12 protein-coding genes are annotated in these 14,864 nt (G+C 43.9%); 2 read left to right on the top strand and 10 right to left on the bottom strand.

What is annotated here, in order from left to right; translation table 11 throughout:
• Window positions 1-60: 60 nt before the first annotated feature.
• Entirely contained in the window at window positions 61-387 is a 327-nt protein-coding gene (locus HWQ58_RS00135; RefSeq protein ID WP_366837081.1) for a hypothetical protein, read from the top strand.
• 39 nt (window positions 388-426) lie between these two features.
• On the opposite strand, the gene HWQ58_RS00130 is transcribed toward HWQ58_RS00135, so the two are convergent.
• From HWQ58_RS00130 to HWQ58_RS00090, 9 genes are all read right to left on the bottom strand, one after another.
• Window positions 427-2,253: a filamentous hemagglutinin N-terminal domain-containing protein gene (locus tag HWQ58_RS00130; protein WP_292856393.1), complete on the bottom strand. Its 1,827-nt coding sequence runs from the start codon at window positions 2,251-2,253 to the stop codon at window positions 427-429.
• Between the two features lie 141 nt (window positions 2,254-2,394).
• On the bottom strand, window positions 2,395-2,724 hold the full coding sequence (locus HWQ58_RS00125; RefSeq protein ID WP_292856391.1) for a hypothetical protein: 330 nt from the start codon (window positions 2,722-2,724) through the stop codon (window positions 2,395-2,397).
• Window positions 2,725-2,765: 41 nt separating this feature from the next.
• Window positions 2,766-5,261 (bottom strand): CHAT domain-containing protein, encoded by a 2,496-nt coding sequence (locus HWQ58_RS00120; RefSeq protein ID WP_292856389.1) that lies wholly within the window; start codon window positions 5,259-5,261, stop codon window positions 2,766-2,768.
• Window positions 5,262-5,617: 356 nt separating this feature from the next.
• Entirely contained in the window at window positions 5,618-6,202 is a 585-nt protein-coding gene (locus tag HWQ58_RS38265; RefSeq protein WP_366837072.1) for a hypothetical protein, read from the bottom strand.
• Between the two features lie 235 nt (window positions 6,203-6,437).
• Window positions 6,438-7,820, bottom strand: coding sequence for an HlyD family efflux transporter periplasmic adaptor subunit (locus HWQ58_RS00110; protein ID WP_292856387.1), 1,383 nt, complete (start codon window positions 7,818-7,820; stop codon window positions 6,438-6,440).
• Window positions 7,821-8,119: 299 nt separating this feature from the next.
• Complete coding sequence (locus HWQ58_RS00105; protein WP_292856385.1) at window positions 8,120-9,460, bottom strand: polysaccharide lyase family 7 protein; 1,341 nt, start codon at window positions 9,458-9,460, stop codon at window positions 8,120-8,122.
• 179 nt (window positions 9,461-9,639) lie between these two features.
• On the bottom strand, window positions 9,640-11,859 hold the full coding sequence (locus tag HWQ58_RS00100) for a peptidase domain-containing ABC transporter (protein ID WP_292856383.1): 2,220 nt from the start codon (window positions 11,857-11,859) through the stop codon (window positions 9,640-9,642).
• Between the two features lie 278 nt (window positions 11,860-12,137).
• On the bottom strand, window positions 12,138-12,449 hold the full coding sequence (locus HWQ58_RS00095) for a beta/gamma crystallin-related protein (protein WP_292856381.1): 312 nt from the start codon (window positions 12,447-12,449) through the stop codon (window positions 12,138-12,140).
• Between the two features lie 434 nt (window positions 12,450-12,883).
• Complete coding sequence (locus tag HWQ58_RS00090; RefSeq protein ID WP_292856379.1) at window positions 12,884-13,642, bottom strand: AraC family transcriptional regulator; 759 nt, start codon at window positions 13,640-13,642, stop codon at window positions 12,884-12,886.
• Between the two features lie 170 nt (window positions 13,643-13,812).
• Between HWQ58_RS00090 and HWQ58_RS00085 the strand changes: the two genes are divergently transcribed.
• Window positions 13,813-14,070, top strand: a complete 258-nt coding sequence (locus HWQ58_RS00085) for a hypothetical protein (RefSeq protein WP_366837068.1) — start codon at window positions 13,813-13,815, stop codon at window positions 14,068-14,070.
• A gap of 15 nt (window positions 14,071-14,085) precedes the next feature.
• Here HWQ58_RS00085 and HWQ58_RS00080 read toward each other — a convergent pair whose 3' ends face one another.
• Window positions 14,086-14,856, bottom strand: coding sequence for a lipoate--protein ligase family protein (locus HWQ58_RS00080; RefSeq protein ID WP_292856377.1), 771 nt, complete (start codon window positions 14,854-14,856; stop codon window positions 14,086-14,088).
• Between the last annotated feature and the right edge of the window lie 8 nt (window positions 14,857-14,864).

Raw genomic sequence — 14,864 nt, 5'->3', positions numbered from 1 at the left:
TCGCCTTAGTTTTACGCAAAACTTGCTAATTTCTTTACATAAGTTTATACACCATAATTCATTAGTCGATGCAATGGCGTTGTCAATCGATGCAATGGCGTTGTCACCCAATACAATGGCATTGTCAGTCGATGCAATGGCATTGTCAGTCGAAACAATGGCATTGTCAGTCGATGCGATCACATTGTTAGTCGAAACAATGGCATTGTCAGTCGATGTAATAGCATTGTTAGTCGAAACAATCGCATTGTTAGTCGAAACAATCGCATTGTCAGCCGAAACAATCGCATTGTCAGCCGATACAATCGCATTGTCAGTCGATACAATCGCATTGTCAGTCGATACAATCGAATTGTGAGTCGATACAATCGCATTGCACATCCATGAAAAAAACCAGATTGCAATCAGACTTTCTGAAATTACGAATTACGAATTACGAATTGCTCTGCAAGATGCAGGCTTCAACCAAGGACTATGGGGCGTAGTGGTGGGAAGATTTGCTGTCAGGACGACTTCCCCTTTTTCGTTTAGCGCCAAACCAGTAGCTTCTATGATGGGTTCTGGTGCGGGGGTAGTTATTTTGCTGGGAACAAAAGAGCGATTGGGGCGATTGCCATTTGGATTGAGAGTCACCAAATCTACCTGCACTGCATCAGTGTTAAGAGCATCACCTGGGTTAGGTGGTAAGCCGCCGCGTCCAGTGATTGTAAAACTGCTTTTAGCTAAAGTTCCACCAGCTTGACAGGTCTGTGCTACTTCAGTTTCAGCTGCTAGTGTTGGCAGGTTGACCAATCCAATGTTAGGGTCTACATCAGGCGTGACACCAAATTCAGAACTAGCGGTGATATCCGAAAGAGAAGTTGGGTTAGAGCGGGGTTGAATGCCATAGATACCAAAGGCTTGAATATCTACTCTCCCACCGTTGCCTCTAAAAGCATCGGCAGTAATGTCGCTATTTTCGTTTGGGACAGCAACAATGAAGCCCGACGGGGCATTGATGGTGATGTTGCCACCATTACCACCAGCTTCTGCTGTGCCTGCGGAGGTGGAAATGGAAGCGCCACGACGCAGAAGCAGTAAATCAGTTTGTAAGTTGATGTTGCCACCGTTACCTGATGCAGATTGGGCGCTGAGTACGCCACTGTTGTCTAGAGTAACTCTAGGTGAGGTGACGATAATATCTCCAGCGGTACCCGTCGTACTTTGGGAGTTAACGAATAAGCCACTGTTAATATTTGAACTGCTACCAGAAATAGTGACTTGAGTAACAGAATCGATAATAATATTGCCGCCATTACCTTGTGACCCCAAGCACACAAGGTTGCGAACTATGCTCCCAGTGCCTGCAACTTTGATTGACCCGGTAGCATTAAGTGTAATATCTCCTGCAACAGTTTCAGGTGTCCCCAAACCTGGCCCAATACCACCGCTTAAAATACTTCCTCCTAAAATTTCTAGATTCTTAGCATTAACTGCAATATTACCTCCACCAGCCCCAGTTACAAATACACCTGAACTATTAGTGAGGGATATATCTGTTCGCGCAACATTAGAAGGAAATCTCAAGCTGAGATTATCGCCATCTACACCCAACGCTACAGTACCAGGTTCACCCAACCCTCCTAACTCAACTCGTCCACCATAAGCATTTAATTTTCCCCCATCCATGCTGACATTACCACCCACCAGCAGTAAACTTCTTCCATCTGGTACTCGTAAACCAAATGCATCTATGCCTGCTGGATCTTGTCCTGCAAATGCAACTGAATTATTTTGAATCACTGCGTTTTGATTAATCTGATTAAACAGCAATGCTGAAGGATTAATAGTCAACAACGGTGAAGGGATATTTTTCGCAGTAGCGCTAAAAAATCCGATATTTCCAAATTGCAGTGCATTCGCACTAGTCGCCACAAAGGAACCACCAACATTTAATTGAGCATTCTGACCAAATACAATTCCATTAGGATTTATCAAAAACAAATTAGCTGTGCCCTTAGTGCCAATTATCCCATCAATATTAGAGACTGAACCACCCGTTACGCGACTGATAATATTTTGAATATCCACTTTATTATTAAACAAAGCAGCGCCGTTAGTCGGAACAGAAAACTCCCGAAAGCTGTGGAACAAGTTGCCACCTGCTTGGGTTCCTCCTTCAATGATGCTGTTGTTCCCCTCTAATTTGACACTAGAGTTATTAGGCAAAGTGCCATCGGGGATAATTTGGGCAAAAGCGCAATTTGTACTCAAAATGCTTGAACTAGATATTGCAATTCCGATAAACCAGCCCCAACGAATATTTATCTTGAACATTGCACCCCTTTAAGCAAACAGCAGTTGCTAAACTTCTGGTTATCTCACACCACTAATGTGGGTTTACGGTGGTTGCAGTCACCTCTGGATAATTCTCAGTTGCGATCGCCTTAGTTTTACGCAAAACTTGCTAATTTCTTTACATAAGTTTATACACCATAATTCATCAGTCGATGCAATGGCATTGTCAATCGAAACAATGGCATTGTCACCCAATACAATCGCATTGTCAGTCAAAACAATGGCATTGTCAGCCGAAACAATCGCATTGTCACCCAATACAATCGCATTGTCACCCAATACAATCGCATTGTCACCCAATACAATCGAATTGTCAGGCGAAACAATGGCATTGTCAGTTGATGCGATCGCATCTGCATAACTAAATGGACAAAAAGTTAACTCCAACTTTTAGCTTGAATCCCACCACTTCAAGTGGTGAGAGTGGCTTAAAGCCAATTGCCTAGCAGAACATAAGGGGCCCAAAACATGGGACGTTTGTATTTGGGATTTTGCAAAAGAGCGAGCTGGGCGTGACGAAGTACTTCAGCTTTAGTCAGGTTTTTGTTGGCTAACTCTTGGTAAAATTTACTCATCAACACAGCAGTAGACTCATCATCTAAGTTCCACAAAGAAGCGATGGTACTGCGTGCTCCTGCCTGAAAAGCGACACCAGCAATTCCTAGTGCAGCTTGTTCGTCCCCGGCAGCTGTTTGACAGGCACTAAGAATGAGCAATTCAATTGCTTCGGGTCTATTTTGCTCTAGTGTTCGCACTAACTCATTTAACTTTTTGACATAAATACGCTCATCCCAAGCAACAATAAATGTCTCCTCAGCCTTGGAGCTAAACTGACCATGAGTTGCAAGATGAACAATCGGGAAAGATAGAGAATTAATCCGGTTTTGCAAAGTTTTGCTGGTAAATTCTTGATTCAAAAGGATGCTGCTAGGGACTTGAGAGCGGATTTGTTCTAATTCAAGTTTGACGTTAGGTAGTGCAGAAAATCCCGAACTTGCTTCACTCAATCCTGCGGCTATTGCTTTTAATTCCTTCTTTGATGATTTGGGTTCAATCAGTTGCAGACTGGGGGTGAGTGCAATGTTATACTTCTCAACTAAATACTGGTTGCCATCGTAAAGAGCTGCCATCGGAATATTTCGCAACCAACCATCCAGCACAAACACCAAGGTAGGAATCTTGCTTTCAGCCAAGGCAGCTTCAGCAGGTTGAATCAGCCATTTGTAAACCTTCTGGGATAAAGACTGAACCTGTCGCAGCGTGTGTGGTTTAAGTAGATTTTCCTGTAGTTGCGCTAAAGTAGTTTCTAATTCTGTTTCAACTATAGGGGTAGTGTAGTGCAACCAAGGGTGTTGAGGCAACTCGATGATCACCTCTAGTCGGTCTGGCAAAATAAATGGATAAATAATTGCTGCCGTTGGATCTTTTTTTGGATTACGGATTTGAGCATTCAAACAGTTGTTGCGAAAGAAGTTTTCTAGTTCTCCTATTTGGAGTAATTCGATTGTATTGCTGGCTTTTACAAGATTTTCGGAGCTAAGTTGGGATTTACCCTGAGATTGCAAAATTAAATCAACCAACTGCCGATAAACTGGTTCAACTTCTTCTCGAAAGGAAAATTTCACCGCAGAATTGACAGCAACTAAATCACTGCGGAGGGCTTGGAGGTTATTAACTGCTTCTGTATAAGCTGCTACTGCTCCTTTGATATCTCCCTTAGCTTTAAGTAAACGTCCCAGTTGCCATTGCCATTGATAGCCAATGTCTTTAGCATCGATAGCTTGAGCGATGAGCAAGGCTTGTTGGGTGAGGTTTTGGGCATCAGACCACTGTTGAGTTTGTTCATACACTTGACCTAAAACACCAAGAGCATAAGATTGTGTGCGTTTATCTTGCAAACTTTTTGCTTGCTCAATAGCAGTTGCTAGTAATTGGGCAATGTCCAACCATGAGGGAGTGTCTGCGGCGGTTTTTTTTCGGAATTGCATTAGACTTTGGGCAAAGTTAATCCGGGCAGAGATTGCTGTGCGACTAATGGGTAAGTCGTTAAGCTGAGTTTTAATTTGGGAGGACAATGTTTGGAAAGCTGCCAATTGGTCAGTTTTCAGCAGCAGTCTTAGTTGATTAGCTTGAGCTTGGATGCGTGTAGTAGGTGAGGTTGCAGTTTTGATAGTTTGTTGATAATATTTTATAGCTGTTTGCGTGTCTTGTTGAACACGGGCTGTATTACCCAGACTGAGGAGAATATCAGCGATCGCTTCTTTATCTTGCAACGATGAAGCTACTTCTAAACTTTGCTGCAATATCTGCCGAGATGTTTCTAAATCACCTGTGACTTGCACGACATTACCGAGACTATGCAGGGCTGCGACTTTAACAGGTGAGTTGGGTTGGCTTTGGAGAATCTGGGTACTTTCTCTTAAGGTCTTCTCGGCTTGACGATAAAACCCTAAAGCTTGCAAAGCTTGCGCTTGATTAATCCGATTTTGAATAACTGCCCTTTCATCACCAATTTTGGCATAAATGTCAAGTGATACTCGCCAAGTATCCAGGGCATCTTCAGCTTTGCTTTGAGCTAATTGCAGGCGACCTTTGATATCTAAAACTTGGGCTAGAATTTGCTCTTTAGTATCTATATTTTGAGCAGTTTGTAATAAGTTGAGACTTTGAGCGATCGCACCTTCTGCCTGTGACCACTGTCCCAATTGCTGATAAGCTAATGAGAGATTACCCAGTGCGATCGCAAGCCTTTGTTCATCCTCATTGCCTTGTAATGCAGAGATAGCCTGTTGCCAAGAAGTAGCAGCTTCAGCAAACCGTTCAGCTTGATAAAATTTACTGCCCTGTTCCAGCAAGTTTTTGGCATCAGGCAAGCTTTGAACACTAGAGTTTTCCGCAGTTACATGTGCGAAAGTGGGGGGCAAAAAAAGAGCGCCTAAGAAGATAGACAAAAGCAGCACTACACTTAAAAAGCGTTTGATTTTCCGTAATCTAGATTTTCTTCTTGCCATGTTTTTGCCCCCACTCGCACTGCGTTTTTACTAAAAATACCGAACGACTGGAAGTCGCACGCCAGTTGCAAGGCTTTCGGCAAAGCCGGACGTTAGACAAGAGCGACAGGAAACCCGTCTGAGCGTGCTAGCTCCCTAACGCACTGGCTTAACTACACAAACGAATGCCGACGCAGACTAAGGTTAAATCAAGGGTTTTAAAGCCTGCGTCGGCAGGCTTTGTTCTCTTAGCCGCGACTTCCAGTCGTTAAGTGCAAGATATCAGTATATTAACCTCCCTGCTGTTGATTTAACGCACGGCAATCGGCTGTCTTTTGCCAGGAAGAATGAGGCGTGAGAGTGGGTGCAGAGCTAGTGAGAATTACATCGCCATTAGCAGCAATTACCCAACCAGTAGCTTCTACTATGCGAGTTGGTGTTGGGCTAGTGGGATTTGTGGAAACAGCTGTAGTATAAGGTTTACCTACTTCTGGGTTGAGAGTCACCAAATCTACCTGCACTGCATCAGTGTTGAGGGCATCACTTGGGTTAGGCGGTAAGCCGCCGCGTCCAGTTATAGTAAAACTGCTTTTAACTACAGCGCTACCTGCGGTACAAGTCTGTGCTAATTTGATATTCTGAATATCCAGAGCATTGTTAAAAAAAGCAGTGCCAACATTTAGAACAGAAAACTGTTGGAAGCTGTGGAACAAGTTACCACCAGCTTGGGTTCCTCCTGTGATATTGAGGGTGCTGCCATTTGGTGTGACGATGGAATTATTCGGGAGAGTGCTATCGGGGGTAATTTGGGCTAAAGCGCAATGGAGAGAGGAAGCGATCGCGATCGCCCCACCCATCCCTATGCAATCTAGCATCCATTTCCAGCCCCAATTCCTGCTAGTACTCATCTGGTAAACTTGCCTTCAGAAACAAACAGTCTTTGAGTAATACAGTCCATCACAAATCAAGATAGAGGAGGAGTAAACCTTAGGTACTTACGACAATGCGATCGCACTCACCTTTGCTCACTTTTTTTTGAAATTGGGCGTTGCCTCTATAAAACATTACAACTAATCGCTACTCTTTCCAAGAGCCTAATTCATCGATAACTTACAAGTCTGCAATCAACCTTGCCTTCCTCAAAAAGAATTGCATCACAGTCTCTTCTCTAGAAATAATATCAACCGTACCTTCCATTCCCAATTGCAGCGCACACAGGTGTTTGTCCCTACCTAGAGAAAGGCTTTCTGGCTCAATTGTTACCCCATAAAAGCTACCAGCGGCTGCCATCTTTTGGTTGGCAGATGTTGTGGCGGTGGCATTAGCAGCATTCCCTTGAGGTGCAATCGCATCCGGGGAAATCGTCTTAACCTGGCCTTTGAGAGTACCATAATCTGGATAAGGACAGGCAGAAACCCGCATTTGTACCTTTTGGCCTTGTTTCAACTTATTTTTATCCTGAAGCGCGATCGCTGCTTTAATCTCTAAGGGAACATCACTGGGGACAATTTGGGCAATCTCCTCTCCAGCAGGCACTGTTTGACCAGAGTTTCGCAGGTTTAATTTAGAAACGATCCCGTCTGCTGTGGCAGTAATCACAGTTTGGCTGAGGTCAATATTTACTTGTTGAAGTTCGCGGGTGTCACGCTCTAGCTGTTTTTGGATTTCAATTCGTTGCTGGATTAGGGCAAGACGTTCTTTATCTAAAGTCGCAATGCTGGCTTGACCTGTAGCCTTTTCTTGGGCAATGCGATTATAAGCGATCGCTACTTGTGCATTACTGGGATTGAGGGCAGTTTGGACATTTTGCAATTTGGCTTTAGCTGCCTGAAAAGCTTGTTCTTGCTGGCGAACAGCTAGTTGTGCTTCCTCAAATTGATCTTGAGACAAGGCTCCGGCTTTGGCTACAGTTTCATAACGATTTCGCTTTGACTGGGCAGCTTTCAGACCAGCATCCGCAGCTTTGACATTGGCATCCGCTTCTTGGACATCAGTAGCGGTAGTAATAAGTTTATCTTGATAGTCCCGGCTGCTGCTGCTTAATTCAGATTCAGCAGCAGCAATAACCCGGTTGATGCGCTCAGTTTCAGCTAAAACCTGGCTATTAATCGCATTAATCTGGGCGTTGAGTTGAAACAGTTGTAAACGACTTTGCCCAATGCTACTTTGCAGTTGGCTCTTTTTGGTTTGCAGCTTCGAGTTGTCAATAGTGGCAATCACATCCCCTTTTTTGACAACTTGATTTTCTGCAACAAAAACCCGCGTCACCTGACCTTCGGTAGCAGCTTGAACGAGCCGCAATTCCCTAGCAGGGCGGACAAGTGCTTGTCCTTTAACTGTTACTTTATATTTGGTAATAGAGGCGAGTGGAACGCCTAACCCCACAGCACAGACAAGCACTAGTCCGCCCCAAGTAGTCCAACGACCAAGTGGCGGGAGAAACTCGTTGTCTTGAATGGGGGGCAAGTAGTCTGAGTTGGAATGGCTAATCATGATGATTGAACTTACGTATTGACAAATTAGATAGAGAATGTTGTGAGATAATGGAAGATTTATAGTCTAAAATCTAGACATTCCAGCATCGGGTTTAATAGTTTATCTGACTGCCCTCTGCCTCTTTTTTAATAAATTTACATACTGGTAAAAAAGCTGAAAGCCTCTGCGAATTAGGGACTTCCAAATAAAAAAATATACAATTATTTCTTGTGGCGTGGGCGTCTCGCCCGCCCTTGACTACGGGTGGGCAAGATGCCCACCCCAGAAGATTGGATAATTTCTTTCTTGGAAATCCCTTAGCGTAGAGTAATTTTGCGTACTTCTATTTCCGCGTAAGCGTAAGGGTCAGTCTCGTATTTATTAGCAGATAAGTTTTTGTTCGCACACACAGTGTTGGTGTTGTTATAAATATCAGTCTTTGAACAAGCTTGAATATACATACCGGCCTTGAAGTAGCAGGAACCGATAATACCCGTCATCTTCACTGTACCAGTACTACTCCTTACACCTGAACGCAGGTTTTTATAGTTGACGGTAACATTGCCACCGGATGTAACAGCAGTGTCGATAGTCATCGGATCGCCGATCTTATAGGTGCTGTCGAGAAGCTTGGTAATATTGTCGTTGTTGAAGCGGGCCTCAAGCTTGCCAATGTCCGTCGAGCCGTTCGCAAAGGACGGGCCGACGTACTTCACCATCACAAGATCGTTTTTTGAGTCATGGATCTGCCCGATGGTGGCTTCCGGCTTCTTCGTGGTGGTGTGCAACAGGGTCTGTTCCAGGTACATGCCATGATCGGTATTCGTACAGCTCCAGGCAGCGGACTCCGTACCATCACCCTGCATTTCACGCAGTTCAGAACGGGGGTAAGCAGTATTTGTGCTGGTACGTGCGCCCCCAGCGATCGCTTTCAAAAGCACACCATTCTTCGCAGCATTTAGACGAAAATATTCTGAATTAGTATAGGTCTTGAGTTGCGGCTGCTTAATTTCCGTTGCCTTGTTTGAGTTGGGCGGGGAATTCAAGCTGATTGGCAAGGTGAGCTTCCACTTGCTTAAGTCAAGCACATCGGCCGGGTACTGAGCGTTACCACCTGAGACCTCACCAGTTGAGGGATTTGAAGTACCACTATTCTCACCATTTGAGGTATTGGAAGTACCACTGCTCGTACAGCCATTGGTTGAACCCAGCGAATTAACCTTCAATTCGTCGATACGCAATCTAGAATCGGTATCACCCACGACCTTGATCGCGTTGGCGGCTTGGTCGGTGACGTTTTGCGCGTTTTTATTACCCTTGCCAGAAGTTTTACTGACCACAGTAGTCCAGGTTGCACCATTGTTCTTGGAAAGCTGTACGCTGTAGGTATACTTGTTCGTGCCGTACCAGTTAAGCACCAGATCATCTACGCGCTGGCAGCTACCGAATCTCGCAGTTATGGAAGCACCATCGGTGTCAGCCTCCCAGTGGGTATTCTTATTTTTGTCAATAGCGTTGTCCGCAACAAACGAACCACTAGTAGATGTAGCAGTTGCATCGCTGAACGACACAACGGTAGGCGACGCTAGAGAAGCGCTAGCTATCATTGCAGTCGAGACAGCTATCGTAAAAGACAGCTTTGAAAATTTTGTATTCATTCTTTAACCTCTGTTGAATGTTCAACAATGAGTTCTTACTTAGAATGCATGGATGATATTTTTTGTCAATGCGTAAGTCACGTCGCTTCGCTCCGAATTCAAAATTCAAAATTTAAAATTAATACCCATAAATAAATTTAGGGGCTTGTATCATGAGTGTTCTTCGGTCATAGATGATTTTATTTGCTGATTGCGCTGAATTTGCCGTTAGAGTGATTGGAGGATTTAGCTACTAAACCTTTTGTGAATGGGTCAACACTGTCTAAGAAGTCTAAGTGTTCACCAGCTTGATGGCGTAGAGCCTCTGGAGTGCCTTGGATTTTTAAACGCCCTTCTTCCAGCAGTACAATCCAATCAGCCCGCCCAATCACTTTGGGGCGATGGCTAATCATAATTGTGGTTTTGCCCTGCCGATGAGACAGGAGTCTATCTAGCAGTTTGGCCTCACTTACTGGGTCGAGAGCGCCAGTGGATTCATCTAAAATTAATATCGGCGGGTCAGTAACTATAGCTCTAGCGATCGCTAATCTCTGTCGTTGTCCACCAGAAAGATTCGCGCCAAATTCGCCTAAAACAGTTTGATATTTATCGGGCAGTTTACTAATAAACTCATCTGCACCAGCAATCTCGCAAGCTTGCACAATTTGTTCAAAGCCTATTTGAGGATAGCTGAAGCGGAAGTTTTCAATAATTGAGCGACTCCAGAAGTGAGGTTCTTGAGGTACTAGCACCACCTGTTGCCGCAGACATTCCATTGAGAGGTCTTGCTGATTATAGATGCCATAGCGGATATTGCCAGATTGGAGGAAATACAAACCTGCAAGCAGTTTGGCGAGGGTGCTTTTACCACAACCGGATTTACCAATCAAGCCAATGACTTGACCGCCAGGGATAATCAGCGAGAAATCTTGCAGCAAGTCAACTCTACCTGCGTGGTGGAAATTAAGGTTAGTGCAAGTAATACCTATATTGCCCTTCAGTTCTGCCCAAGGCTTTTTCTCGTCTTTGTTGTCTTCTGGGGTAGCATCAATCACCTCCGTCAGGCGTTGGATGACAATCTGGGCAGTGATAAACTCATCAACTAAGCCAATGACTGAACCCAAAAAGCCCAGAAAGTTGCCACTCATTCCACTAAACGCCAGCAACTGACCGATGCTTAAGGTGCGATTAATTACTAAATAGGAGCCTAACCACAGTAAGGCAATATTCGTGCAAGTAGAAAAAATATTAGTGATTGTGCCACTGTAAAGCCCCAGCTTCATCGTACTCCAGCCCAAGTTAGCAAGCCGACCATAATTTGCCTGATACTCTTGCCAAGCTTGGGGAGTGGCTTGAGTAGTTTTTAGCACCTGCACACCGCGAAAAGTTTCAACGAGAAAGCCTTGGTTTTCTGTACCCAAGACGATCGCGTTGCGGGTTTTTTGGCGCAGAGCTGGGAGAAAAAGCAGGTTGACGAGGGTGACAATCATAAAGGCAGCCAGGGATGCCAAAGTCAATGCCCAACTGTAAAAGAGCATGAAGCCCAAAGAAACCAAGGCAATAAAAAATTGGCTGGGTAAACCGAGGACAATTTGGGAAACTAGCTTATTGATATGATTCACATCGGCAATCCGGCTGACTACTTCCCCACTGCGTCGTCCTTCAAAGTACGAGAGGGGCAAGCGCAACAGTTGTCGTCCGTATTCTAGAATCAGTCCTAATTGCAAGCGTTGACCAAAGTGACCAATTAGGTGAGATTGTACCAAACCGATCGCACTGCTAAATAGATTCATAGCGATCGCTCCAATTGCCACCACGGTTAACAGTTGGGTATCTCCCCGTACTAACACGTCGTCGGTGAGCAATTGCATCATTAAGGGAGAGACAAGGGAGAGCAGCCCGATGACAATGTTGATTGCGATCGCTTGAATCAGAATAGCGCGATAAGGTAAAACCCGCATCAGATAACGCCCAAAGCCGCCAATTTTATCATCTGATTGCTGATAAAAGCGGCTGTCGTCTGGCGTTAGCAGCAGCATGATGCCATTGCCCCACCCTTCAAGCAACTCCTCGCGGGTGAGATAGCGGATGCCTACACCTGGGTCAGCAATTACATATTTTTTCCCCTTTTGCCCGTATAGAACTACCCAGTGGTAGCCTTTCCAGTGAATGATGGCGGGTAGAGGGGCTTTATGCAATTGGTCAAGCAGTTGCTCTGAGGCTTTAACTTGACGCGTATTAAATCCTAGAGTTTCTGCACCCCGGTTTAACCCTAGCAGACTAGTTCCCCGCGATCCTGTACCAACTGCTTCCCGCATTCGACTAATGGTAAGGTTGCGCCCGTAGTGTTTGGCAACAGTGGCTAGACTTGCAGCACCGCAGTCTTCTTCACTGTGTTGAAGTACAATTTGGTATCGCATCTTCAAGACCTGTACCTATAAATGGTTTGCTATTCGGACAGAGTGTAAATTTTTCTATTACAAGCAAACAAAAAATAGGGGCGAAACATATCTCGCCCCTACCAGTTAAGAGCTTAAAAGTAAGTGTTTAGCCCCGAGTTATCCTATAGAAAGACTGGAAACTAAGATATCCAACTTCCAGTTACTTTGTGAGATCACCCCAACTGGAACCGGAGCGTTCAAAATGGTGACTTAATAGGTTCGTCAGGGATTCTCGTGAGAGATGAGACTTGGTCATTTTAAGATGTATTAGAGTCCAAGGGAAAGTCAGTAAGGTTGTGGATTCCCGGTTTAAGAATCAGGATCTTACCCAAGTAATCAGCGTTCTGCAAAAATGCCCATTCACCTTCGTTAATTTTAACCGAGCTAATCTGGTCGTTTTCCTTCACCTGACGAGTGCCAACGTTGAAACTGCCTATGCGATCTTTAAGATTGATGTCTCTGTAGACTTCCAATGCCCAACCACCTTGAATAGCAGCAGCAGTCTCATTGTCAAGTTCTGTTACTGCAATTGCATCAAGTTGATTAAAATGTTCTTTGGTGTTTAACATTGCCACTTTCCTTCATTTCAGATTGATGTTGATGGGGAATTATAGCAATTTTAAATGAGATTGTGAAAATTTCTGTTATGGTCGTCAAGAGTCATTTGTCCTAAATCATTTGCAATTTACTTAGGACAAATGACTAATGACAGCTAACTCCAAAAATATTTCACAAATGATTTAGGACTGCTATATTTGCCAATCAGATGGCTAAAGCATCTTAATATCGACCTTTTACAAGCTACTTTGTTTGAAAAGTAAGCTGTATTAATAGGAATCAGGTTTGATTAATGAAAGCTTTCCAAGATATGAGCATTGTCGGATAAAGCTCTTAGTCTTAGTCTGCTTTGAACAATCAAGTTGCATTCCTATATTTAGTAGTGTAGGAAATAAAAATTTGAGTGACAATGCACATTTTGTTGTTAAAACTATTAATTATGTTGCTATTGATTGACACTAACATTAGAACGCTGAGTCTTACGCCAAACTTGAGGTGTAGTCCCATGAAACTGGCGAAATTGACGAAAGAAATATCCTTCATATTGATAGCCGATTGTACAAGCAATCTGATTAACTGGTTGGTCGGTTTCCAGAAGCAAAGCACGCGCAGCTAGCATCCGGCGTTCAAAAATCCAATCATTTACTGTTTTTCCCGTTTTGCGTCGCACTAGATTGGTTAGATAAGCTGCAGAATAACCAACTGCAACAGCTACTTTGCTTAAACCAATCGATTGATGATAATTAGCTTCGATATAATCAAAAACTTTTTTTAATTGAGGGCAAGTAGGAAAGAGCCGTTGTGGTTCTGATATCCACTGCTTTGAGCCAACGTGTTTTTCCAGTCGAGGAGCGATCGCTTCCAATAATTCTTCTGTGGAATCTAAAGTTGCCTGAAGCAAAGAAAGGGACTTTTCTAATTCTGTCTGTGTCTGCCGATCGGAAGCTTTCTCACGACAAAATTGCTCTTTAGCAGTGGTTAATTCAGCTAAAAGCTCTTGCACTTTTGACTCTAACGCTCTATTGGTTCTCTGTAAAGCTAAGAAACTCTGCTGGCGTAAGGGTACCCCTACGGGGAAGCAAGCTACACGTAGCGTCTCCAAGAGTTGCTCATCGTAGACATCGCTTAGATCATGATCCCAGATATGCGGCAGTGTGACTTCAAGAAAATTGCGTTGTTCTAAAATCCTATTGCTAGAAACCATACTTCCACAAAATTTATTATTTTGAGTTGCTAGCTATTACTCAGAGAGTTATGTCTGTGTTTTACGCAAGGCATTAGTTTTTGTAAAATTACTTTACAAAACTAATGCCAAAGGTGGGTTACATACTTTCTAGGTGTGATAAATATCAAAACCTTATCAGGTCTATAGGTTTGAGCAAAACCCTCATAGTCAGCATCCGCGTACAATATCCAAGACTCTGTGGTGTTTTCAAGAGACTGCACGCTACTAGATTACGATCGCACAAACAGAGACAGACTCACAAATGGAGCGATCGCTTCAAAGAATTGGTAAGCCATAGTCCGCGCCTTGTTGGCTATTTATTTGAACGCTGGACAGCACAATGGTTAAGCAAGCATTTGGCAAAAGAATTGGGAACTAAAGTACTAAAGTTTTGGAATAGGCGATAACTACGGTGAGCTACGCTAACGCACTTGATAAAGCGATCGCAATTTGAGGATATCTTGCCATTCGAGATTGGTGAATGGTTGGGTAACTAGTTCTATGCCAAAGTACTGTTTTGCCGTTTCTGTCAATGTATCCACAATCTTTGCAATCCATCCGTCCTCTTGGTGTGTGTTGCAAAGTGAGGTATTCCACGGAGCCGATTGTTCAAAGATTTCCTGAAATAAACCTTTGTCTGTAGACAAAATCATCGAGCCGTGTTGAAGAATCGTATTTCTTCCCTTACGTTGGGCGCTACCAATAAATTTACTTCCATCGGCAGTAACTAAGTCAGCTGCTGTTGCTGTGTTGAAGCAACTAGGATTGTGAATATAACCCCGTCCAGCAGAACCATAATTTAACTCAATACCCAAGGTTTGCCAGCCTTGGATCAAAAAGTTACAGATTTTTTCATAAGTACCCCAGCTTTTTTCAGTACTAGCTGAGGTGATTAGAGCGTAGGTTAAGTTCCCTTGGTGCAGAACAGCTCTACCTCCCGTTGGACGACGAACTAGATCGAGTGGCTGTCCCTGGTAAATCAGATTATGCCACTCGACAGGCCATTGTTTTTGCAGATATCCCAAGGAAAGAGCATAGGGATACCAAGTATAAAAACGCAAGGTAGGCGGATGTTGTCCGTTTTCACATTGGTTGAACAACCAAGCATCGATCGCCATTTGCACTGCGCCTGATGTCTGAAGCGTTGGGATGAAACGCCAGGTGGGTGATGATTCGGTTGCTAGTTGTTTCATCAGTTTCG

It is taken from the genome of Nostoc sp. LPT (assembly GCF_017115165.1).
In the GTDB taxonomy this organism is placed as follows: domain Bacteria; phylum Cyanobacteriota; class Cyanobacteriia; order Cyanobacteriales; family Nostocaceae; genus Nostoc.
The sequence above is the reverse complement of the archived record's forward strand: the minus strand, read 5'-3'. Positions and strand labels throughout refer to the sequence as shown.